At 58.5% G+C, this 23,168-nt stretch carries 21 protein-coding genes and 2 tRNA genes; 11 read left to right on the forward strand and 12 right to left on the reverse strand.

Translation table 11 applies throughout. The annotated features are described in order from the left end of the window. Positions 1 to 23: 23 nt before the first annotated feature. Positions 24 to 827 carry a TSUP family transporter gene (locus J5276_RS06885; RefSeq protein ID WP_026330928.1) on the reverse strand — a complete coding sequence of 268 codons (804 nt, stop codon included), beginning with the start codon at positions 825 to 827 and terminating at the stop codon, positions 24 to 26. 179 nt (positions 828 to 1,006) lie between these two features. On the opposite strand from J5276_RS06885, the gene J5276_RS06890 reads away from it, so the two are divergent. The 5 genes from J5276_RS06890 (at position 1,007) to recJ (ending at position 7,189) form a co-directional block, all read left to right on the forward strand. Continuing rightward, the gene (locus J5276_RS06890; protein WP_019566228.1) at positions 1,007 to 1,966 is read left to right on the forward strand and encodes a nucleoside hydrolase; all 960 of its coding nucleotides are present in this window, start codon (positions 1,007 to 1,009) and stop codon (positions 1,964 to 1,966) included. A 300-nt stretch (positions 1,967 to 2,266) separates the two neighbouring features. Then, on the forward strand, positions 2,267 to 3,487 hold the full coding sequence (locus J5276_RS06895; RefSeq protein ID WP_003515379.1) for an LL-diaminopimelate aminotransferase: 1,221 nt from the start codon (positions 2,267 to 2,269) through the stop codon (positions 3,485 to 3,487). Between the two features lie 61 nt (positions 3,488 to 3,548). Beyond that, entirely contained in the window at positions 3,549 to 4,859 is a 1,311-nt protein-coding gene (locus J5276_RS06900) for a homoserine dehydrogenase (protein WP_003515377.1), read from the forward strand. Between the two features lie 187 nt (positions 4,860 to 5,046). Then, a complete protein-coding gene (locus tag J5276_RS06905; protein WP_025593517.1) occupies positions 5,047 to 5,271 on the forward strand; it encodes a hypothetical protein in 225 nt (74 codons plus the stop codon). Between the two features lie 109 nt (positions 5,272 to 5,380). Beyond that, positions 5,381 to 7,189, forward strand: coding sequence for a single-stranded-DNA-specific exonuclease RecJ (gene recJ, locus J5276_RS06910; RefSeq protein WP_112155018.1), 1,809 nt, complete (start codon positions 5,381 to 5,383; stop codon positions 7,187 to 7,189). A gap of 129 nt (positions 7,190 to 7,318) precedes the next feature. Here recJ and J5276_RS06915 read toward each other — a convergent pair. From J5276_RS06915 to J5276_RS06940, 6 genes are all read right to left on the reverse strand, one after another. Continuing rightward, positions 7,319 to 7,393, reverse strand: a tRNA-Glu gene (locus J5276_RS06915). A 451-nt stretch (positions 7,394 to 7,844) separates the two neighbouring features. Next, a tRNA-Glu gene (locus tag J5276_RS06920) sits at positions 7,845 to 7,919 on the reverse strand. 447 nt (positions 7,920 to 8,366) lie between these two features. Continuing rightward, positions 8,367 to 9,140 (reverse strand): amino acid ABC transporter ATP-binding protein, encoded by a 774-nt coding sequence (locus tag J5276_RS06925; RefSeq protein WP_003515372.1) that lies wholly within the window; start codon positions 9,138 to 9,140, stop codon positions 8,367 to 8,369. 12 nt (positions 9,141 to 9,152) lie between these two features. Then, positions 9,153 to 10,310 carry an amino acid ABC transporter permease gene (locus tag J5276_RS06930; protein WP_112155019.1) on the reverse strand — a complete coding sequence of 386 codons (1,158 nt, stop codon included), beginning with the start codon at positions 10,308 to 10,310 and terminating at the stop codon, positions 9,153 to 9,155. A gap of 3 nt (positions 10,311 to 10,313) precedes the next feature. Further along, positions 10,314 to 11,510 (reverse strand): amino acid ABC transporter permease, encoded by a 1,197-nt coding sequence (locus J5276_RS06935; RefSeq protein WP_065702488.1) that lies wholly within the window; start codon positions 11,508 to 11,510, stop codon positions 10,314 to 10,316. 107 nt (positions 11,511 to 11,617) lie between these two features. Next, the gene (locus J5276_RS06940; protein WP_003515366.1) at positions 11,618 to 12,640 is read right to left on the reverse strand and encodes an amino acid ABC transporter substrate-binding protein; all 1,023 of its coding nucleotides are present in this window, start codon (positions 12,638 to 12,640) and stop codon (positions 11,618 to 11,620) included. 376 nt (positions 12,641 to 13,016) lie between these two features. Between J5276_RS06940 and J5276_RS06945 the strand changes: the two genes are divergently transcribed. Then, a complete protein-coding gene (locus tag J5276_RS06945) occupies positions 13,017 to 14,204 on the forward strand; it encodes a cystathionine beta-lyase (RefSeq protein ID WP_003515364.1) in 1,188 nt (395 codons plus the stop codon). A gap of 2 nt (positions 14,205 to 14,206) precedes the next feature. Here J5276_RS06945 and J5276_RS06950 read toward each other — a convergent pair whose 3' ends face one another. Next, on the reverse strand, positions 14,207 to 15,376 hold the full coding sequence (locus J5276_RS06950; protein WP_065702489.1) for an FAD-dependent monooxygenase: 1,170 nt from the start codon (positions 15,374 to 15,376) through the stop codon (positions 14,207 to 14,209). A 29-nt stretch (positions 15,377 to 15,405) separates the two neighbouring features. Then, complete coding sequence (locus tag J5276_RS06955) at positions 15,406 to 15,651, reverse strand: zinc-finger domain-containing protein (RefSeq protein ID WP_003495891.1); 246 nt, start codon at positions 15,649 to 15,651, stop codon at positions 15,406 to 15,408. A 170-nt stretch (positions 15,652 to 15,821) separates the two neighbouring features. Here J5276_RS06955 and J5276_RS06960 point away from each other — a divergent pair, with 170 nt between their 5' ends. From J5276_RS06960 to J5276_RS06970, 3 genes are all read left to right on the forward strand, one after another. Then, positions 15,822 to 16,598, forward strand: coding sequence for an alpha/beta fold hydrolase (locus J5276_RS06960; RefSeq protein WP_111783307.1), 777 nt, complete (start codon positions 15,822 to 15,824; stop codon positions 16,596 to 16,598). Positions 16,599 to 16,741: 143 nt separating this feature from the next. Then, positions 16,742 to 17,566, forward strand: coding sequence for a serine O-acetyltransferase (gene cysE / locus J5276_RS06965; RefSeq protein ID WP_003515358.1), 825 nt, complete (start codon positions 16,742 to 16,744; stop codon positions 17,564 to 17,566). Between the two features lie 151 nt (positions 17,567 to 17,717). Beyond that, positions 17,718 to 17,921, forward strand: a complete 204-nt coding sequence (locus tag J5276_RS06970) for a DUF3126 family protein (protein WP_003515356.1) — start codon at positions 17,718 to 17,720, stop codon at positions 17,919 to 17,921. Positions 17,922 to 17,975: 54 nt separating this feature from the next. Here J5276_RS06970 and J5276_RS06975 read toward each other — a convergent pair whose 3' ends face one another. Next, positions 17,976 to 19,370 (reverse strand): cytochrome P450, encoded by a 1,395-nt coding sequence (locus tag J5276_RS06975; protein WP_209159387.1) that lies wholly within the window; start codon positions 19,368 to 19,370, stop codon positions 17,976 to 17,978. Positions 19,371 to 19,481: 111 nt separating this feature from the next. Between J5276_RS06975 and J5276_RS06980 the strand changes: the two genes are divergently transcribed. Continuing rightward, the gene (locus J5276_RS06980; protein WP_112155022.1) at positions 19,482 to 20,147 is read left to right on the forward strand and encodes a TetR/AcrR family transcriptional regulator; all 666 of its coding nucleotides are present in this window, start codon (positions 19,482 to 19,484) and stop codon (positions 20,145 to 20,147) included. 97 nt (positions 20,148 to 20,244) lie between these two features. Here the strand turns inward: J5276_RS06980 and fdhA are convergent, their stop codons facing one another. Continuing rightward, entirely contained in the window at positions 20,245 to 21,435 is a 1,191-nt protein-coding gene (fdhA, locus tag J5276_RS06985) for a formaldehyde dehydrogenase, glutathione-independent (protein ID WP_025593503.1), read from the reverse strand. Positions 21,436 to 21,739: 304 nt separating this feature from the next. Beyond that, on the reverse strand, positions 21,740 to 22,612 hold the full coding sequence (locus J5276_RS06990) for an ATP-binding protein (RefSeq protein WP_013636188.1): 873 nt from the start codon (positions 22,610 to 22,612) through the stop codon (positions 21,740 to 21,742). A 207-nt stretch (positions 22,613 to 22,819) separates the two neighbouring features. Between J5276_RS06990 and yajC the strand changes: the two genes are divergently transcribed. Then, a complete protein-coding gene (gene yajC, locus J5276_RS06995) occupies positions 22,820 to 23,167 on the forward strand; it encodes a preprotein translocase subunit YajC (RefSeq protein WP_003515350.1) in 348 nt (115 codons plus the stop codon). The last annotated feature ends 1 nt before the right edge of the window (position 23,168 follow it).

The raw sequence follows: 23,168 nt of genomic DNA on the forward strand, positions 1-23,168 counted from the left end.
CGTCGAGCCGTGTCCTTTTCCTGTCATTTCGGGAAGATGGTTTCCCAGATCGTGGCGATTGACCATGCGGATGAAGCATCCGCAAGAAGCTTCGTCGCCATTGCCAGACAGGAAAGAACCAAAAGCGGGCGGATGATCTTCGCGCCGTTTTTCATCGCGAAACGCGATCCGATCTGCGCGCCGACGAACTGGCCGATGCCCATGGCGATGCCAAGCTTCCAGAGAACCGCGCCTCCAGCCGCAAAAACAACAAAGCCGCCGAAGTTCGAACCCAGGTTCAGAAGCTTAGTATGGGCGGTTGCCTTCAGCATGCCGAAGCCGGCAAGCCCCACGAAGGCAAGCATGTAGAAGGAACCCGCGCCGGGGCCGAAAACGCCATCATAGAAACCCACGAGCGGTGCGGCGGTGAGGCCGAACACGAAAGGCGTGATGCGGCGATGGCTGTCGATATCGCTGAGCTGCGGCTTGAAGGCGAAATACAGGGCAATCGCGATCAGCAGAAAGGGCATGATGGTGCGCAGGAGGTCTGACGGCACGAAGGCGGCGGTGAAAGCACCGAGCCCGCCGCCGATCATCGCCATGATCGCCATCGGCAATTGTTCCCTCAGATTGACATGGCCGCGGCGGGCATAGGCAATGGTGGCCGACGCCGAGCCGAACTGCGATTGCAGCTTATTGGTGCCGAGCGTATCGAGCGGCGGAATTCCCATGATCAGCATGGCCGGGATAGTGATGAGACCGCCGCCGCCGGCGATGGAATCGATAAATCCGGCAAAGATGGCGACGCAGAAAAGAACGAGGAAAACGTTGAGGGCGATGTCTTGCACTTGGCATGTCCAGGCGGGCTTAAGGGAGAGGGCCTCTTCTTTCACCGAAAAGATCGCCACGCAATATTTTTCTCTCCGATCCGAGACGGGCAGGGGGATTGCGGTGTTGCCGCTTATGGTTATGTTTCCGTGGCGCACCGCCAGACGCGGCGATGACGAGACATCAGGATGAGGGCATTATGCATAAAGTGATATTCGATACGGACCCCGGTGTAGATGATGCCATGGCGCTTCTTTTCCTGCACCGTCACCCCGATATCGATCTGATCGGCGTCACCACCGTCTTCGGCAACGCGCCCATCGATATCACCACCCGCAATGCGCTCTTCCTGAAACGGGAATGGCAGATGACGGCGCCGGTAGCGAAAGGTGCGGGCGTGACCTTCGATCCGGCCCGCAAGGAAGGCCACTGGCCGACTTTCATCCATGGCGAAAACGGTCTCGGCGATATCGATATTCCAGAGACCATCGATCTGCCGCTCGATCCGCGTCCCGCGCATCGCTTTATTATCGAGACGGTCAAGGCCAATCCCGGCGAGGTGACGCTGATCGCTGTTGGTCGCATGACCAATCTGGCCTTGGCGCTGCGCGAAGAGCCGGATTTTGCGGCGTTGGTGAAGCAGGTGATCGTCATGGGCGGCGCCTTCGATATCAACGGCAATGTGTCGCCGGCGGCCGAGGCCAATATTCACGGTGATCCGGAAGCGGCCGATCTCGTCTTCACCGCGCCCTGGCGCGTGGTCGTCGTCGGCCTGGACGTGACGACGAAAACGGTGATGACCAGCGCCTTCATGGCCGAGATGGCAGAGGCGGGCGGCAAGCCGGTGCAGCTGCTTTCCGATCTGTCGCAATTCTACATCGATTTCTACAAGACCCGCACCGGCGATGGCATGGTGGTGCATGACAGCTGCGCCTGCGTTTACCTTGTTGCGCCCGAACTGTTCGAGACCCGCAGCGGCCCTATACGCGTCGTCTGCGGCGGGCTTGCCGATGGCCAGACCATTCAGAAGCCGGATGGCCGCGCCTTTCCGCCGGGCGACTGGGACGGGCATCCGAGCCAGCTCATCTGCACCGATATCAAGCCGGAGCGGGTGCTTTCCGTCATCCGCGCGGCAATTGTGAAGGGCGAGCGTGACTGAACGGCCGGAATGGCCGTTCTTGACCATGGTCTGCCTTGCAATTTCCAAGAATCTGGCGTTATGCAGGTTTCCTGATTACATTGCGCAATTCGACATGCCTGTGGTCTGAAAAGGCCGCGCCGGAGCCACAAGGCGGATGATCGCGATGCCGCGTGGACCGAGAAAACCGCTGTAGGTTTTCTTGTGCTTTGCGGTACAATGAATAGCGCCCGCCGGATCGGTTCGTGTCGGCGGCGTTTAACAACAAGAACGAACTTCGTTATGGGCCGGCAGAACCGGTCCATTTCCATGAGGAAAGTGATGGAAGAGTTTCATAAGGTCCGGCGTCTGCCGCAATACGTCTTCGAACAGGTCAACCGTTTGAAAGCGAGCGCGCGAGCGGCCGGGGCCGATATCATCGATCTCGGCATGGGCAATCCCGACCTTCCGACCCCCAAGGCGATCGTCGACAAGCTGTGCGAAGTCGTTCAGGACCCTCGCACCCATCGCTATTCCTCGTCCAAGGGCATTCCCGGCCTTCGCCGCGCGCAGGCTGGTTATTATGCCCGCCGGTTCGGCGTGAAGCTGAACCCCGATACGCAGGTCGTCGCGACCCTTGGTTCCAAGGAAGGTTTCGCCAATATGGCGCAGGCCATCACCGCGCCTGGTGACGTGATCCTGTGTCCGAACCCCACCTATCCGATCCACGCTTTCGGCTTCCTGATGGCGGGCGGCGTTATCCGTTCCATGAATGTGGAGCCGGACGAGAGCTTCTTCGGGCCTCTGGAGCGGGCGGTGCGCCACTCCATTCCGAAGCCGCTGGCGCTGATCGTCAACTATCCGTCGAACCCGACGGCGCACGTTGCCTCGCTCGATTTCTACAAGGACGTGATCGCATTTGCGAAGAAGCACGAAATCATCGTGCTTTCCGACCTTGCCTATTCGGAAATCTATTTCGACGACAACAATCCGCCGCCTTCGGTTCTCGAAGTTCCCGGTGCAATCGACGTTGCGGTGGAATTCACCTCCATGTCGAAGACCTTCTCCATGCCCGGCTGGCGCATGGGCTTTGCCGTTGGCAACGAGCGGCTGATCGCGGCGCTGACCCGCGTGAAGTCCTATCTCGACTACGGTGCCTTCACGCCGATCCAGGTTGCGGCGACGCACGCGCTGAACGGCGACGGCTCCGACATCGCGGAAGTACGCAGCGTTTATCGCCGCCGTCGCGACGTCATGGTCGATACGTTCGGCAAGGCGGGCTTCGAAGTTCCACCGCCGGCGGCAACGATGTTCGCCTGGGCGAAGATCCCGGAAAAGTTCCGCCATCTCGGCAGCCTGGAGTTTTCCAAGCTTCTGGTTGAGAAGGCAGACATTGCCGTTGCTCCCGGCATCGGCTTCGGCGAAATGGGCGATGATTACGTCCGCCTCGCGCTCGTTGAAAACGAGCATCGAATTCGTCAGGCAGCGCGCAATCTGAAGCGTTTCCTGTCGAGTGCTGACGAAACGATGCACAATGTCGTTTCGCTCAATGCCCACAGATAAGGGCAACCGAAGGCGGCCGGGCCCCGGCCGTCACCATCACCAGCAAATCAGGAACATACCCATGGCAGATTCATTGAGAATCGGCATAGCGGGGCTCGGCACTGTCGGCGCTTCGCTCGTGCGCATCCTCCAGCAGAGAAGCAACGAACTTGCGATTACCTGCGGACGCGCGATTGAGATTATTGCAGTGAGCGCGCGCGACCGTTCGCGTGACCGCGGCATCGATCTCAAGGGTATTACCTGGTTCGATACGCCGGAGCAGCTTGCAAACGAAGCCGATATCGACGTGTTGGTGGAACTGGTCGGCGGTGCTTCCGGCCAGGCGGAAAAAGCTGTGCGCGCAGCACTTTCGCGCGGTCTCCATGTGGTGACAGCTAACAAGGCGCTGCTTGCCAAGCACGGCGTCGAGCTGGCGACGATTGCCGAAGACAAGGGTGCGCTTCTCAATTTCGAAGCGGCTGTGGCCGGCGGTATTCCCGTCATCAAGGCGCTGCGTGAATCTCTCACCGGCAACAACGTGTCGCGCATCTACGGTATCATGAACGGCACCTGCAACTACATCCTGACCAAGATGGAGAAGGAAGGGCTGTCGTTCGAGGTCTGTTTGAAAGAAGCGCAGCGGCTGGGTTATGCCGAAGCCGATCCGGCCTTCGATATCGAGGGTAACGACACCGCCCACAAGCTCGCCATTCTGACGACGCTTGCCTTCGGCAACAAGATTTCGGCCGACGACATCTATCTCGAAGGCATCACCAACATCTCCAGCGAGGACATTCAGGCGGCCGCCGAGCTCGGTTATCGCATCAAGCTTCTCGGCGTGGCGCAGGTGACCGAATCCGGTATCGAGCAGCGGGTGCATCCGACCATGGTGCCGCTCGATTCCGTTATCGCGCAGGTTGATGGCGTTACCAATGCGGTGGCGATCGAGTCCGATATTCTTGGCGAACTTCTGATGGTTGGCCCAGGGGCGGGCGGCAATGCCACGGCCTCTGCCGTGCTCGGTGACATCGCCGATATCGCCAAGAGCCGTCCCGGTGCCCAGCAGGTTCCGGTGCTCGGCCGTCCGGCGAAGTCGCTGACCGATTATCGTCGCGCCAAGATGAAGAGCCATGAAGGCGGCTATTTCATCCGGCTGACGGTGAAGGACCAGGCGGGCGTCTTCGCCTCCATCGCTACCCGCATGGCGGATAACAACATCTCGCTGGAATCCATTGTGCAGCGCCAGCGCGTGCATGTGGAAGGCGCGCCGCAGACGATTATCCTCGTGACCCACGCGACGATGGAAGATGCGATCCGCAAGGCCGTCAAGGCGATCAAGAACGAGAAATATCTGGTCAGCGAACCGCAGGTCATCCGCATCGAGCGGACCTGAGACGCTTTACGATTTTTCTGAATTTGAGGGCCGCGCCACCACATGGAGGCGCGGTCTTTTTTCTCCCGAAACCCGTTTTGGCGACCACCGGATAAGCCGCCATAAAATTTGAGGGGATCGCCTCAGAACCGCTGGAAAACAACGCGATTCGGCTCTATGGTTAATCATGTTACCAAGCGAGGGAGGCGTGGCTGTGACATCGATTATCCTTTTCAAGGACAGTAAGCGCGAAAGCGTTCTGGCCGCCCATCATCGGGCGCGGCCTCACAATGCCAACGACAATATTCGAGGCATGGAATTCGATATTGCTGAATATGAGCGCAACTGGTGTTCACTTGCGGTGTTTTCCCTGTTGCTGCTGGTCGGCGCGGTATCGATCGTCAGCCCGTTTTTCTCGATTTTCTCGGTGTGAAACCTCATACGGGCGTTTTTGCTTGAAAAAGGCGCCATCGCCATTTAGCCCGTTGTCATGACAAGGCGCGGATACGCATTCGCATTCGCATGACAGGACGATGGACAGGATGGCAATGATGGAGCCGGCCGATACCGTGGTCCGCGCATTTCTAAGCGTGGAGCGGTCGGCGACAGAGCAACGTTGGGTTTCGCGGCTGGATCAGGCCGCACAGAACCGTGCGCTGGCCATGTCCCAGATCCACGCCATTCCCGAACTGATTGCCCGGGTGCTGGCCGGGCGAGGGGTGGGGGTGGATGAGGCTCTCGCTTTCCTCGATCCGACCATTCGCTCCTTGATGCCCGACCCGCATATGCTGACAGATTGCGAAAAGGCTGCCGAAAGGCTGGTCCGTGCCATCGAGACCGGCGAGAAGGTGGCGATCTTCGGCGATTATGACGTCGATGGCGCCGCGTCTTCCGCGCTGATGTATCGGTTTCTCGCGCATTTCGGGCTGACGCCGGAAATCTATATTCCAGATCGTATTTTCGAGGGTTATGGGCCGAATCCGGCGGCGATGCAGCAGCTTGCCGCCAATGGCGCGACCCTGATCGTGACGGTCGATTGCGGCTCCACCAGCCATGAATCGCTGAATGCCGCAAAGGATGCCGGAACAGATGTGGTGGTGATCGATCACCACCAGGTCGGTTCGGAACTGCCGCCGGCGGTGGCTCTGGTCAATCCCAACCGCGAAGACGATCTTTCGGGGCAGGGGCATCTCTGCGCCGCAGGCGTGGTGTTTCTGGTTCTGGTCGCCACCCTCAGGCTGTTGAAGGACAGGCGCAACAGACAGGCGTTCACGATCGATCTGCTGGCGCTGCTGGATATAGTCGCACTCGCAACCGTATGCGACGTGGTGCCCTTGAAGGGGCTGAACCGCGCCTATGTGGTAAAGGGGTTGATTGCCGCGCGCCATATGAACAACGCCGGGCTGGCGGCGCTGTTCAGAAAGGCGGGGTTGGGCGGGCCGGTGACACCTTATCATTTCGGTTTCCTGATCGGGCCACGAATAAATGCCGGTGGCCGTATTGGCGATGCCGCACTGGGTAGCCGTCTGCTTACACTCGACGACTCGTCACAGGCGGACGTGATTGCCGAAAAGCTGGATGAGCTGAACCGCGAGCGACAGGCGATGGAAGCCGTGATGCTGGCGGAAGCCGAAGCGGAAGCGCTTTATGAATATGGCGACGGGTCTGGCGCTGGCGTCATCGTTACCGCACGGGAAAACTGGCATCCTGGCATCGTTGGCCTGCTTGCCTCACGCCTCAAGGATCGTTTCCGCCGCCCGGCCTTTGCCATCGCTTTCGATCCCTCTGGCAAGGGTACAGGCTCCGGCCGCTCGATCAATGGTTTTGATATGGGCAGAATGGTCCGCGCCGCTGTGGATGCCGGCCTGTTGGTCAAGGGTGGCGGTCACGCCATGGCCGCGGGCCTGACGGTGGAACGCGCCAATCTCGGCAAACTCCGGACCTTCTTCGAGGAAGCCGCCGCAAAGACGGTGAGCGAGCTGGTGGAAAGCAGCGTGCTGAAGATCGACGGTGCGATTGGCGCGTCTGGCGCGACCCTGCAGCTTGTCGATCAGCTGGAACAGGCTGGTCCTTATGGCTCCGGCCATTCTCAGCCCATTTTTGCCGTGCCTGCCCACCGGCTGCGCGATGTGCGTCTGGTCGGCACCTCCCACGTCAAGATCACGCTGGAGGCCATGGATGGCTCACGGCTGGACGGCATCGCATTCCGCGCCGCAGAGGCCCCTCTGGGGCAGATGCTGCTGAATGCGCGTGGCAGGTCCATCCACGTGGCAGGCACCGTGGGTGCCGATCTCTGGCAGGGCCAGAGGCGTGTGCAGCTGCGTGTTCTGGACGCGGCTTTCGCGCCCTGACAGTCGGCACAGATCGAGACTTGATTTTACGGGAAAAGCTGAAGGACGGCCGGAAACGGCATGCATTCTCTATCTCACACATCACGTGAAGACTTGAACGCATAATACTGATTTTCAAGGAGAAGCAAGTGGCACGCCCTAGGGGAGTCGAACCCCTCTTTTCAGAATGAAAATCTGACGTCCTAACCGATAGACGAAGGGCGCGTGCGCTTGTGGTGTGGCGCCCTTATAGTCAGGCTCCCTTTGCTCCGCAAGCGGAAAAATTGATTTTTTTCGCTTCGTGACGAGTTTTTTTATGGAGGCCGGAACGGCTGTGGAAAACTGCGCCGGGACTGGCCAAGGCCTTGAAATTTCGCCGCTATCACGGCGCGCCGGCAATGCCTTCATGACTCGTGGAAGGCCTCGGGGCGTGGTTTTCCAACCCTTAGCTGACATCTGCTGCCCGCCAGAAAGAACCGACACTGTGATTTGGCTGGAAGGGGAAAGGCAAGCCGGTCGATTTGCCTGCTGGCGCTTCATCCGGCTCGCCTTCCATCGGGGGGACAGCACTCTAACGTATCGCCCGGGAATCGGTTCCGGCGCATCGATCACGCGTAACGGATCCGCTGTCTGCGAAGCTGCTTTATATTTTCGAAGGGGGAAACACGAAGGCAAGTGGCACGCCCTAGGGGAGTCGAACCCCTCTTTTCAGAATGAAAATCTGACGTCCTAACCGATAGACGAAGGGCGCGTGCGCTTGTGGTGTGGCGCCCTTATAGTCAGGCTCCCCGTGGTCCGCAAGCGGAAAAATGCATGATTTGACAAAAAAATGACATTGGCTGTCAGAACCCTTGGAAAACAAGGATTTCCGTTTCGTAACAAATGGTTAAACCGAGGTCGGCTTGGCAGTTTCAGTGCTTCTCGCGGATGAAGAACGATGTGAGACGACGATTTGCAGGGGCCGGTGATTCACTCAACGGGGCTTCTGGTGCGAAAGAAGCCATCAAAATGAATGGCGAACCTTGCCAAACATTCCGGCGTCACCCTTGGGGTTTTCCCGAGATCTGCAACCGCTCGATTTTGTTGACTTAGATCCTTAGGACAAGCCCATGGATGAGGTCGAGCGTGGAGAGGCTGTCGTCAAATGAAAACGGGGCCGAAATGGCCCCGTTCCATGATGTTAGCTGATTGCAGCGTCTCAGTGCAGAATCTGGCTGAGGAACAGCCTTGTGCGCTCGTGCTGGGGATTGTCGAAGAATTCGGCGGGCGAATTCTGTTCGACGATCTGGCCCTGGTCCATGAAGATGACGCGGTTTGCGACCTGGCGGGCAAAGCCCATTTCGTGGGTCACGCACAGCATCGTCATGCCGTCTTCGGCAAGGCTGACCATGGTATCAAGCACTTCCTTGACCATTTCCGGGTCAAGCGCCGAGGTCGGCTCGTCGAACAGCATGATCTTCGGCTTCATGCACAGCGAGCGGGCGATTGCCACGCGCTGCTGCTGACCGCCGGAGAGCTGGCCAGGGTATTTATGCGCCTGTTCGGGGATCTTGACGCGCTTCAGATAGTGCATCGCCACTTCTTCGGCTTCCTTTTTGGGCATCTTGCGAACCCAGATCGGCGCCAGCGTGCAGTTTTCCAGAATCGTCAAATGCGGGAAGAGGTTGAAGTGCTGGAACACCATACCGACTTCACGACGCACCTCATCGATCTTCTTCAGATCGTTGGTGAGCTCGATACCGTCGACGTTGATCGTGCCCGACTGATGTTCTTCCAGCCGGTTGATGCAGCGGATCATGGTCGATTTGCCCGATCCCGAAGGACCGGCGATGACGATACGCTCGCCCTTCATCACCTTCAGGTTGATGTCGCGCAGGACGTGGAAGTCGCCATACCACTTGTTCATGCCGACGAGTTCGATTGCCACGTCCGTTGTCGAAACGGCCAGTTTTTTTGTTTGGGTTTCTGCCATTTTGAGCGTCCCTTATCGTTTATGCCCGGTGTCGAGGTGCCGTTCCATGAACAGCGAATAACGCGACATGCCGAAGCAGAATATCCAGAATATGAACCCGGCGAAAATATAGCCCGTCATTGCGGTGACAGGTGTCGCCCAGTTCGCATCCGATTGGTTGAGTGTGACAATGCCAAGCAGGTCGAACATGCCGATGATCGAGACCAGCGACGTGTCCTTGAAAAGACCGATGAAGGTGTTGACGATGCCCGGAATGACGAGCTTCAGCGCCTGCGGCAGCACGATCAGCCGGGTTTTCTGCCAATAGTTCAGGCCGAGCGAGTCTGCCCCTTCATATTGCCCCTTCGGGATGGCCTGCAAGCCGCCACGGATCACCTCCGCCATATAGGCGGACGAGAAGAGCGACACGCCGACCAGAGCGCGCAGGAACTTGTCGAAGGTCCAGCCGTCGGGAAGGAACAGCGGCAGCATGATGCTGGCGAAGAACAGGACGGTGATCAGAGGAATACCTCTGATAACTTCGATGAAAAGCACGCACAGCATTTTGATTACCGGCAGGTTTGACCGGCGGCCAAGCGCCAGAAGAATGCCGAAGGGCAGGGACACTGCAATTCCGAAGAAAGACAGGATCAGGGTGACCATCAGGCCGCCCCAGAGCTGCGTTTCCACCACCGGCAGGCCGAAGACGCCGCCGATGAGGAGGAAAAACGCAATGACTGGCAGGATGATGAAAAGCGCCAGCGCATTGAGCCGCTTGAATGGCGCTTTCGGAATGAGCATTGGCACCAGGAGGATGGTGAACATGACCATCACAAGGATAGGACGCCAGCGCTCATCGATCGGGTAACGGCCGAACATGATCTGGCCGAACTTCGCCGAAACGAAGGCCCAGCATGCGCCGGACTGGCCATCGGCCAGCGCACCGCCCTGGGAGGCGGTGAGGCAGGCGATGCGATCCGTACCGGTCCATACCGCGTCTACGAACAGCCACTTGACTATTGGTGGCAAAAGATAGGCGAGGAACGCGATGGCAAGAACCGTAAGGACGGTGTCCTTCGGCGTGGCGAAAAGTTTAGTGCGCAGCCAATGGCTGATACCAACCGCGCTTGAAGGCGCGGGTTTGGCTTCTTCAATGGTGTGGCGCACGAACGCGTGATTGCTGATCGTCATCTATTATCTCTCCACCAGGGCCATTTTCGCGTTCAACCAGTTCATGACCACGGCCGTGAGAATGGACAGCGAGAGATAAAGAACGAGCCAGATAGCGACAACTTCGACCGCCTGTCCCGTCTGGTTCAGGATCGTACCGCCAACGGAGACGATGTCGGCGAAACCGACCGCGACCGCAAGCGACGAGTTCTTGGTCAGGTTGAGATACTGGCTTGTCAGCGGCGGGATGATGATGCGCATCGCCTGAGGAACGACGATCAGACGTGTCGTCGTGCTGGCGCGAAGACCCAATGCCTCCGCTGCCTCGGTCTGCCCTTTTGCCACGGCCTTGATGCCACCGCGAACGATCTCGGCGATAAAGGAAGCGGTGTAGAAGGAGAGCGCCAGAAACAGCGACATGAATTCAGGTGCGACGACCGAACCACCCGCAAGGTTGAACCGCCCGGCAATCGGGTAATCGAATGTCAGGGGTGAGCCGAGCGCGAGGAATGTCGCAGCCGGAAGGCCGATGATGAGAAGTGTTGCGGTGATGCCGGTGCGGAACTGCTCGCCGGTTCTTTCCTGCCTGGCCTTCGCCCAGCGATAAATGAAGACGCTGAGGACGATGGCGACCACAAAAGCGAGCGGTATCAGCCACGTCCCTTCGCCCCAGAGAGGCTTTGGAAAGAAGAAGCCACGATTGTTGAGGTAGGTTCCAAGCGGAAGCTGCAGCGAATCGCGGGCCTGAGGCAGAACGGAGATGACGCCCTTGTACCAGAAGAAGATGACGAGCAGGGGCGGGATGTTGCGGAAGATTTCCACATAGGCCTGCGCCAGCTTCGAGATCAGCCAGTTGTTGGACAGACGGGCGATACCGACGATGAAACCGATGATCGACGCGGCGATGATGCCGAAAAATGCGACCTGAATCGTGTTGAGAATACCAACGAGCAATGCCCGGCCATAGGTCGCATCGCTGGTGTAAGCGATCAGCGACTGGCCGATATCGAAGCCGGCTCTTCCATTAAGGAAGCCGAAGCCGGACGAAATGTTTGACCGTTGAAGATTTGTGATCGTATTCGTCACGATGATCCAGACGAAGGCGGTCAGGATGACGACTGTCAGAACCTGATAAAAAATTCCGCGTATGCGTGGATCGTAAATGAGTGACGACGCGCTTTGCGCGCGCGATCGTTGCGAACTGACCGCGTTGCCTGCCATAGGCACCTTTCCCTTTTATATGCTCTTTGCGAGCTTATTCTATAATTTCAAGTGGAGGCCGGGCATTGCCCAGCCTCCCTTCAGTCCTTAGCCAACGATAGTGCCGATCAACGAACCGGCGGTGCGTATTGCAGGCCGCCCTTGGTCCAAAGCGCGTTCTGGCCACGCTCGATCTTCAGCGGCGAGCCGGCGCCAACGTTACGGTCGAAGACTTCGCCGTAGTTGCCGACCTTCTTGACGATGTTGTAGGCCCAGTCGTTCGTCACGCCGAGATCGGTACCGATCTTGGTGCCTTCTTCAGTGCCAAGCAGACGCTTGATATCAGGGTTGGCGCTGTTCTTCTGCTCGTCGACGTTTTTCGACGTGATGCCCAGCTCTTCGGCGTTGACCATCGCGTAGTGAACCCACGTCACGATGTCGAACCACTGGTCGTCGCCCTGGCGAACGGCCGGTCCAAGCGGCTCCTTGGAGATGACTTCAGGCAGAACGATGTTGTCATCGGGGTTCTTCAGCTTGAGACGGATAGCGTACAGACCGGACTGGTCGGTGGTGTAAACGTCGCAACGGCCGGAATCATAAGCCGAAGTCGCATCGGATTCCTTTTCGAAAACAACCGGGTTGTACTGCAGGTTGTTGGTCTTGAAGTAGTCGGCAAGGTTGAGCTCGGTGGTCGTGCCGGTCTGAACGCAGACGGCGGCGCCGGAAAGCTCAAGCGCGGACTTCACGTTGAGGCCCTTCTTGGCGATGAAGCCCTGGCCGTCATAATAGTTGACGGTACGGAAGTTGAAGCCGAGCGATGTGTCGCGGCTGATCGTCCAGGTGGTGTTACGGGTCAGAACGTCGACCTCGCCAGACTGGAGAGCCGGAAAACGGTCCTTGCTCGAAAGAGCGACAAATTTAGCCTTTGTAGGATCGCCGAAAACCGCAGTGGCAATACCGCGGCAATAGTCCACGTCGATGCCGGACCATTCGCCCTTGTCATCGGGATTGGAAAATCCCGGAATGCCAGCGCTCACGCCGCAGGTGACGAAACCTTTCGACTTCACGTCCTGAAGCGTCGCAGCCGAAGCGACCGAGGCTCCTCCCAAAACTGCTGCGCCGATAACGGCCGACAGAATTGCCTTTTTCATTTTTCCCAACCTTTGTTTGTTATCGTCAATCGGAAGAGGACCGGCATATTGTTTTTGCCCCAGCTCCCCCCTTCAGCAGATCTTTTCGATCCGCTTTTTCTATCACAATCGTAATTGGCAGCGGGGTCAAGACATGCTGACAATAATTGTGCCTATAAAACGGAATTTTCCAAATTTTGGTCGGGAAGTGTGCAAAGGGTGAAAATATAAGCATATTTTTGCGGAAAAATACACTTGCACGATTTTTGTATACTTCTTGTATGCTGTTGCCGGGTGGATCAATCCTCCCATCTACGAATGTTCTGCGGGACTTGACCTTGCCTCCGGCTCTCCGCATTGTCGCTCGCGTCAATATCCCTTCGAAAGCTGATCTGAAATGACCAAGACCAATGACCTGCTTTCCACCGCAGGTATGAATACGCGCCTGACCCATGGCGGCAACGATCCCGCCGACTGTTTCGGTTTCGTCAATCCGCCCATCGTGCGCGGTTCTACCGTGCTTTTCCCCGATGCCGAGACGCTTTCGACCGAAAACCAGAAATACACCTATGGCACCCACGGCACGCCGACGACCGATGCGCTATGCAATCTCGTCAACGAGCTGGAAGGTTCTTTCGGAACCATTCTCGTGCCATCGGGCCTTGCAGCGATCACCGTGCCGTTCCTAGCCTATCTTGGCGCCGGCGATCATGCGCTGATCGTCGATTCGGTTTATTTTCCCACACGCCGCTTCTGCAACACGATGCTGAAGAAGCTTGGTGTGGAGGTGGAGTATTACGACCCGGCCATCGGGACGGGTATCGAAGCGCTGATCCGCCCGAATACCAAGCTGGTGCATCTTGAAGCGCCGGGTTCCAATACCTTCGAGATTCAGGACGTTCGGCTGATCACCGAGATCGCCCACAGGCACGATTGCGTCGTGACGATGGACAATACCTGGGCGACACCGCTTTATTTCAAGCCGCTCGATTTCGGTGTCGATGTTTCCATCCATGCCGCCACCAAATATCCGTCAGGTCATTCCGATGTCCTGATGGGCTTTGTTTCCGCCAATGAAAAGCACTGGAAGACGCTTTATCAAGCGAACACCAATCTTGGCATCTGCGTGACGCCTGATGACGCCTATCAGATCCTGCGCGGCATGCGCTCCATGGGCATTCGGCTTGCGCACCACCAGAAAAGCGCCCTCGACATCGCCACCTGGCTGGAAAGCCGCGACGACGTCGTGAGCGTTCTGCATCCGGCGCTGCCGAGCTTTGCCGGGCATGAACTCTGGAAGCGCGATTTCAAGGGCGCGAGCGGCGTATTTTCCTTCGTGCTGAAGGCCGAAGAGGGCAAATACAAGCAGACTGCGGCGGCATTCCTGAATGCGCTGACCTTCTTCGGGCTCGGCTATTCCTGGGGTGGATACGAATCGCTTGCCGTGTCGGTGTCGCTTGTCGACAGGACGATTGCCAAAGGCCCGTCGGAAGGTCCGGTCATCCGTCTGCAGATAGGGCTTGAAGATATCGCCGACCTCAAGAAGGATCTCGAGGCCGGGTTTGCTGCGGCAGCCGCAGTCTAACCTCAGCCTTTGGCGCGGTAGCCGTATAGCCAGTCGAAGTCCTTCAGGAAGGCTTCCCTCGGACGTGTCGAGAAGACGAAGTCCCGGGCAAGCCGAACCGGGCCTGTGGCGTGATAGGCGAAACGATTGAGAGAGGCCCGCTTGCGGGCCTTTTCTATGCGCGGCAGACGCAGGGCTTCGAAGGCGGCAAGGGCCTGTGGTACGGGCAGGGATGTTCCGGTCAATGTGCCCGCCAGTTCAAATGCATCCTCGATGGCCATCGCCGCCCCCTGTGCGGCAAAGGGCATCATCGCGTGGGCAGCGTCGCCGATCAGCACCGTATCGCGACCATTGTGCCAGCGTCCGGGACCGGCCTGATAAAGTGGCCAGAAGGTCGGATTTTCCGACGATGCCAGCAGCCGAACGATATCCGGGCTCCAGCCGCGAAACTGCGCGAGCAGCATGGCTTTCTGTTGGCCGCTCGATTCCGCCCGCCATGTTGCGCCGGGATCGGCGCCGAGCGCGATGGCGACGATGTTGAAGCCGCCGACTTCCTTCAGCGGGTAGGCGACGATATGGCCACCCGAACCGAGATAGGCGGTGACGGCGCTTTTGTTGATGGCTGACGGCACATCTTTTGCCGCGACCGTGAAGCGCCAGGCAATATTGCCGGAGAAGGTGGCAGTGGGGGCGGAGGGGACAGCGAAACGGGCCGCGGACCAGACACCGTCTGCGCCGACGATCAGGTCGTGATCGCGGAACGTGGTTGCAGCGATGACGTCTGTCGTCGCGTTTTCGATACGTTTGCCAAGATGCAGGCGGCAGAGCGGATTGCGCGTTACCGCATTGAGAAGCGCGTTTTGCAACGTCGAGCGATGCAGCACGCCGTAAGGTGCGCCCCAGCGTGTGCGGGCCGTCGCATCCACGGGCAAGGACAGCAACGTGGCAAGCGATTTGCCATCGGCCAGATCGACACTGACCGGCTCGGTCCAACGCGCCTCTATCTCAGCCATCACGCCGAGTGCGGCAAGGATGCGGGCGGCATTGGGCGATACTTGCAGGCCCGCACCGACTTCCGTCAGTTCGCCGGCCTGTTCAACGATGTCAGAGCTGATGCCCTGGCGGGCAAAAGAAAGCGCTGCGGTGAGACCGGCGATGCCGGCACCGACGATGGCTACGGATTTGATGGGCATGTCGCGCCCCGATCAGGAAAGGTGGAAGGTCAGGCGGCCTTCACATGGAAGACGCAGCCTGGAGGATTGGTCTGCTCTGCCTTCAGCGACGGATTGTAGCGGTAAAGGGTGGAGCAATAGGAACAGACCTTCTCGTTGTCGTCGCCCATGTCGATGAAGATGTGGGGATGATCGAAAGGCACCGAAGCGCCGGTGCACATGAATTCCTTGACGCCGATCTCGATCACGCTGTGTCCGCCATCGTTCTGGAAGTGGGGAATGGAATGCCCGGCCATGTTCGTCTCCAAATGCAATATCGTGGTTAAGCCGCAGGTCGTCATCGAGCATGGGCTTATTGCTGCGGATATGTAGCCTCAAACGCATTGCATCTCCATAAAAATCGTCAGGAAAACATGTTCAAAATTGCGATTTCCTGCCATATGGTCCGGCAAAAAGGATGTCCTTGATGAATCTCAACATGCCGCAATTTTCCGATTTTTCCCATGATGGCCTTCGCCTTGCCTATTTCGATGAAGGTGATCCGGCGGGCGATCCGGTTTTGTTGATTCACGGCTTTGCCTCCAGCGCCAACGTCAACTGGGTGCATCCAGGCTGGCTGAAAACGCTTGGTGACGCCGGTTACCGGGTGATTGCTATCGACAATCGCGGCCATGGCGCAAGCGACAAGCCGCATGATCCGCAAGCCTATTATCCGCCCGTCATGGCCGGCGATGCGGTGGCGCTGCTTAATCATCTCGGCATCGCGGAGGCTCATGTGATGGGCTATTCCATGGGCGCACGCATTTCCGCCTTTCTGGCGATGGCACATCCGGAGCGTGTCCGCTCACTGGTTTTCGGCGGACTTGGCATCGGCATGGTGGAAGGTGTGGGCGACTGGGATCCGATCGCTGAAGCGCTGCTGGCCCCCTCGCTCGATGTCGTCAAGCATGAGCGCGGCCGCATGTTCCGCGCCTTTGCCGACCAGACGAAAAGCGACCGGCTGGCACTCGCCGCCTGTATCGAGACGTCGCGTGTCCTCGTCAGCCGCGAACAGGCCGCAAAGATCGATGCACCGACGCTGATCGCGGTCGGAACCAACGACGATATCGCCGGATCGGGTGCCGAACTTGCGGCGATCATGCCGCATGCGCGCGCTATCGACATTCCCGGCCGTGACCACATGCTGGCCGTTGGCGACCGGGTGTTCAAGGCGGCGGTTCTGGAATTTTACCGCAGCCTTTGATGGGTGGCGGCAAGAAACGGTTTTTCATGCTGCATGAAGAAAAACTGAAGCCTTGCCGCCTTTAAAGTCGTCATTCGAATCCCATTTCTTATGCACGTCTTTTTCTGTATAAAGAACGACTACTGCAAACGAGGAGACCATTCATGGTCGCACGTACCGAGGCCCGTCAGCCGGAACAGCTGGCGATCGTCGATCCGATCTGGGGCAGCTTGCTGCATGAAGCGCGAAGCGCCGTGGCGCAGGACCCGCTGCTTTCGGCTTTCCTTTATTCGACAATCCTCAATCACCGGTCTCTGGAAGAATGCGTGATTTATCGCATCTGTGAACTCCTCGATCATCCCGATATGCAGGCCGTTCTTCTGCGCCAGACCTTTCAGGACATGCTGGATGACTGGCCCGAATGGGGCAGCGTGCTGCGCGTCGATATTCAGGCGGTTTACGATCGCGATCCGGCCTGCACGCGCTTCATGGAGCCGCTCCTTTATTTCAAGGGGTTTCAGGCCATCCAGACGCATCGCCTTGCCCATTGGCTGCTGCAAAAGGGCCGCAGGGATCTGGCGCTTTATCTGCAAAGCCGCTCGTCCAGCATTTTCCAGACGGATATCAATCCGGCAGCACGCATCGGCAAGGGTATCTTCCTCGATCATGCCACCGGGCTTGTGGTCGGCGAGACGGCCGTTATCGGCGACAACGTTTCCATCCTGCATGGCGTGACGCTTGGCGGCACCGGCAAGGAGGGGGCGGACCGTCATCCGAAGATCGCCAATGGCGTGATGATCGGAGCGGGCGCGAAAATCCTCGGTAATATCGAGATCGGCAGCTGCTCGCGCATCGCCGCCGGTTCTGTGGTGCTGAAGCCGGTCCCGCCGAAGACCACCGTTGCCGGTGTGCCGGCGCGGGTGGTGGGAGAGGCAGGGTGTTCCGAACCCTCGCGCCTGATGGATCAGGTCATCGGAGCCGATATCTGACGGGTCCGATATTTTCTCAATTGTCCGTGTGGAAGGCTCCGCGTGAAAGACATGGCCTGTGAAAGACATTGGCGATGTGCCGCTTTCACTTTACTTTCGCCCTTGTCCCATGCCAAAAGCGGCGCAACCCGAACCGCACAGGAGAATAGTGGTGAAAGCCGACGAAATCAAAAAACTCGACGCCTATTTCAAGCGCACCTTCAATGAAAAGATGGTTGTGAAGGCGCGTCCCCGTAAGGACGATTCCGCCGAAGTGTATCTTGGCGAAGAGTTCCTTGGCGTTGTCTACATCGATGACGAGGACGGCGACCGCTCGTACAACTTCTCCATGGCAATCCTCGACGTCGATCTTTGATCGTCACTGCCCGGTGATGGGTGTTTTCCCGGATTAATGGTCGCCCGCGGTGGTTCACGCCGCGGGCGATTTGTTTTTGCGGTCGGTGATACGCATCATCAAGCGGCTTTGCGGCCGCAACGTCACCCTCATCAGTGGCTCTGCCGGACTTGCCGATCTGTTTTCGAGATGGACGTTCTGCAACAGCACCGCCAGGATCGACACGGCCTCCATCATCGCAAATGCATTGCCGATGCAGACACGCGGACCTGCACCGAAGGGCATATAGGCGTAACGGTGGCGCGCCTTGGTCTTTTCCGGCTCGAAGCGGGAAGGGTCGAAACGTTCCGGTTCGTCCCACAGTGCCGTGTGCCGGTGGACAGCGTAGATCGGCACATAAAGAACGGTTCCGGCAGGAATATCATGGTCGCCGAGCTTGAAATCCTGCAACGCCGTGCGGGTAACGACCGGGGCAGGTGGGTAAAGCCGCATCGCCTCGGAAAATACCTGTCTGGTATAGGTCAGTTGGGCGATGTGCTCGGCGGCGACGGGATTTCCACCCGTGGCGGCTGCGATTTCCTCGACGACTTTCCGCTCCACGTCGCTGTGTTGCGACAGCAGATTGAACGTCCATGCCAGACCGAGCGCGGTCGTTTCGTGACCGGCGGTGATGAAGGTGAGCAGATTGTCGATGATTTCCTTGTCGCTCATCATGCGTCCCGTCTCGGGGTCCTTCGCCTGAAGTAGCATGGACACCAGATCGTTTCTCTCGACAGGGTTCTGCCGCCGGTCCGCAATCACCGTCGACAGGCTGGAGCGCAGATAACCGACAGCGGCCCGGGCCTTGCGCCGACCGGGGTGAGGGAGCCATTCCGGTGCGCCCAGCATGGCGAGCGCGAAGGTCCAGCCTGTCGGTTTCAGATAGTCGGTTATGCTTTGCTCCACGCGCCCGATATCGATCCCGTGGCCGCCGGACATCATGGTCTCAACGATGATGTCGAAGGTGGTCCGCATCATTTCATGGCCGATATCGATGTCACCGAAAGGAGATTCGCGCCAGCGCCTGCCGGTTCGCTCCGCCGCCTCGATCATGACGGGCAGCAGTTCCAGCAGCTTTTCGTGCCGGAAGGCGGCGGCAACGGATTGCCGTTGCCATTTCCAGTGATCGCCATCGGCGGTCAGAAGGCCCTGTCCGAGAGCGGGGCCAAGCGCGCGGCGCACGTCCTCACCCTTGCCGAGCAGATGGGCGTTCTTGACGAGGGCCTCATGAATAAGGACAGGATCGGCAAGATGGACGCGCATCGTACCGCCGACACGGATAAACACCGCCGGTTCGTTGAAAATCTCCGGTGGCAATGCGTTCAGCGGGTTGCGGATGAGTGAGAGGGCCAAACGTGCTGTGGCGAATTTCGATACGGGTGCCGCAGCGGATGTATCCGGGAGCGGGGTGCGAAGGTCGGTTCCGGGCATGGACAGGTCCTTTATTCGCGTTGAACACTCAAATTTATTTGTTAAGGTGTGTACCTTATTTTATTCATTTAAGGTGTGCACCTTAGGTTTCAATAGCGGGGTCCGATATCAATGAAGAAAAGCGAGGCCGAACGATCGACGGGGCGTCCTTCCCCCACACGACAGAGAATAATCGCTGCCGCACTCCAACTATTTAACGAGAGGGGGCCTGATCACGTAACCACAGCCGAGATCGCAAGGGCAGTGAATATCAACGAGGGTAATCTTTATTATCATTTCCGCACCAAGGAGGCATTGGTGCTGGCGCTGTTTGCCCTGTTCGAGACCGACGCGCTGGCGGTCGTCGCAAAGATCGACGAAGAGGACGAAGTTGCCGCATCGACATATGCTGGCTTTCTGCGGCTCTGGTTTTCGCTGGTGTGGAACTACCGCTTCCTGTTTCGTGATTTTGTCGGCCTTCTTTCCTCCGCGCCTGCGCTGGTGGAGCCGGTTCGCGGCATAAGCGCGGCAATGCGATTTGCCGTTGATGATATCGTCAGCCGGATGGAGAGGGCAGGGCTTGCAGAGATTCCAGAAACTGAGCGGGGGGCCCTGCTTACCAATCTCTGGATCGTCTCGACCTATTGGGCGGCTTATCTCAACCTTCAGGAAGGGGTCACCGAATTCGGGCCGCAGCAACTGGACTGGGGACTTCGGCAGGTGTCCAGCCTGTTTCGACCCTATCTCTCACCATTGGCCACCTCCGAGCTGGAGGCGATGCTTGAAGTTGATCCATGATTTCACCTGATGGTGACAATGTGGATGCGGGCAAAAACGCCCGCGACAATATTCTATCGCGGGCGTTTCCCATCTCGCGGGTCTTAAGCCGCCGTTATCAGGCTGACTTCAGCAGATCGCCGTGCGGATCGAGCACGAACTTGGTTGCGGCACCCTGGTCGAAGCTTTCATATCCCTGTACGGCGTCGTCGAGTGCGATGATCTTGGCGTTGACGATGTCGGCAATGGGCAGGCGGTCGTGCAGGATCGACTGCATGAGCTGGCGATTGTATTTCAGCACCGGCGTCTGGCCGGTATGGAAAGATTGTGCCTTGGCCCAACCGAGACCGAAGCGAAGCGACAGGCTACCCTGTTTTGCTGCGGCATCGACCGCACCTGGGTCTTCGGTGACGTAAAGGCCGGGAATGCCGATCGAGCCGGCGGCACGGGTGATTTCCATCATCTGGTTGAGAACGATGGCCGGCTGTTCGCCGCCCGAATGGCCACGCGCTTCGAAACCGACGGCATCGATGGCGCTGTCGACCTCGTTGGTGCCGACGATCTCGGCAATCATGTCGCCCAGCCGGTCACCCTTGGAAAGATCGACGGGCTCGAAGCCGACCTTTGCGGCGTGCGCAAGGCGATCCTTGTTGAAATCACCGATCATGACGACGGCGGCACCGAGAATACGGGCAGATGCGGCAGCCGCCAGACCGACCGGACCGGCGCCCGCGACATAGACCGTGGAGCCGACACCGACGCCGGCCTTGACCGCGCCATGAAAGCCGGTCGGCAGGATGTCCGAGAGCATGGTGAGGTCGCGGATCTTGGACATTGCCCTGTCGCGGTCGGGAAATTTCAGAAGGTTGAAGTCGGCATAGGGAATGGTCACGTATCTGGCCTGTCCGCCGATCCAGCCTCCCATATCAACATAACCGTAGGCGCCACCGGCACGGGCGGGGTTCACCGTCAGGCACACACCGGTATCCTGCGACTTGCAGCAGCGGCAGCGACCGCAGGCGACGTTGAACGGCACCGAGACGATATCGCCGATATCAAGCATCTCGACGTCGACGCCTTTTTCAATGACTTCGCCGGTGATCTCATGGCCAAGGACGAGGCCGGGCATCGCCGAGGTGCGGCCGCGCACCATATGCTGGTCCGAACCGCAGATATTCGTGGAAATAACCTTGAGAATGACACCGTGCTCGATACGGCGGCCATCCGGCGCCTCCAGCTTCGGATCATCGATGTCGCGGACCTCGACCTGGCCGGGGCGCAAATAGACGACGCCTCTGTTTTTGCTCATATCCATCTCCTCCTTGGGTTGAACACCAATACCGGCCCGCTCCTCCGCGGACAGGATATCGTCAAAACTCATGCGCGGACCCGTACGCGGCTCGCGTGGAATCTCAATCGGCGAAGGGATGGAAAGAAGAACAATCGGCGCGTCTGGACAAACGTCGCCTGCCTCTTGATCACCGCCCGCCGCAGATACCCGGCATTACGCCGAATATGTGCAGCAAACCATTTGGCGGGCGATGTGGCGGTCGGGAATACGACAACGCCTATAGCCGCAACGACACCGGCTCTCGCCAGATGTCACGGTGGCGTTATCTGTCGATCGATTTTCTCAGGCGCCCGGCGGCATCCTGAATATATTGCCAGGCGACGCGACCGGAGCGGCCGCCGCGCGTGGTCGCCCATTCCAGCGCCTCGTGATGCAGGGTTTCGCGATCAAGGCCGAGATCGAAATGTTCGGCATAGCTGTCAATCATTGTCAGATAGTCTTCCTGGCCGCATTTGTGGAAGCCGAGCCACAGGCCGAAGCGGTCCGAGAGCGAGACCTTTTCCTCAACAGCTTCCGAAGGGTTGATGGCGGTCGATTGCTCGTTCTCCATCATGTGGCGCGGCAGAAGATGACGGCGGTTGGACGTGGCATAGAACAGCACATTGTCCGGACGCCCCTCTATGCCGCCATCGAGTGCCGCCTTCAGCGATTTGTAGGCCGTGTCGTCGTGATCGAAAGAGAGGTCGTCGCAGAAGACGATGACGCGTTCGCCGGAAGCTTTCAATATATCCAGCAAGGCGGGCAGGGTGTGGATATCTTCGCGATGCACCTCGACCAGCTTCAAGGGAACGCCGCTTGCGGCGCGCACATCTTCGTGAACGGCCTTGACCAGCGAGGATTTGCCCATGCCGCGTGCGCCCCAGAGCAGCACGTTGTTGGCGGGAAAACCATCGGCAAAACGCAGTGTGTTCTCGTGCAGGATATCGCGCACATGATCGACGCCGCGAATGAGTTTCAGCGCAATGCGGTTCGGACGCGAGACCGGCTGCAGAAAGGAATTGACCGGCGTCCAGACAAAGCAATCCGCCGCATTCCAGTCGTTCACGGCAGGTGCCGGGCCTGCCAGCCGTTCCATGGCGACGTTAAGCCGGCGCAGTTCGGCAAGAAGCAGGGTGGCCGTCTCTTCTCGAATCATGGTGTTTCTTCCGCTTATCCGATGTTCATAACGATGTTTTCAACCCGGCCTAGCATGGCGTTTCAGGCCCATAAAGGTTAAGAGGTCCGGAATCGGTACGGCGTGGCTTCTGCATCTGTTGCATTCCCGGCGTTCCCCACTATATTCCGGCGGCTTGAAAGCTGGGGCGGCATACGAGGTCGTGCTGTAATCGTTGAGGAGTTTTATATGTTCATTAGTCAAGCTTTTGCCCAGGACACGGCGGGCGGCGCGTCTGCATTCGGTTCCGGCCTTGAGATGCTTTTCCTGTTTGCACCGCTTATGGTGGTCTGGTACTTTTTCCTCATTCGCCCGCAGCGCGCGCAGATGAAGAAGCGTCAGGAAACGTTGACCAATATTCGCCGTGGCGATCAGGTCGTTCTTGGTGGCGGCATCGTTGGCAAGGTGACCAAGGTCATCGACGACAATGAACTCGAAGTCGAAATCGCCGAAGGCGTGAAAATCCGTGCCGCTCGTGCTTACATTGCCGAAGTGCGCGTGAAGGGCGAAGTGGTCAAGACGGAAGCCGCTTCCTGAT

Source organism: Agrobacterium sp. S7/73, from assembly GCF_019355535.1.
Lineage (GTDB): Bacteria > Pseudomonadota > Alphaproteobacteria > Rhizobiales > Rhizobiaceae > Agrobacterium > Agrobacterium tumefaciens.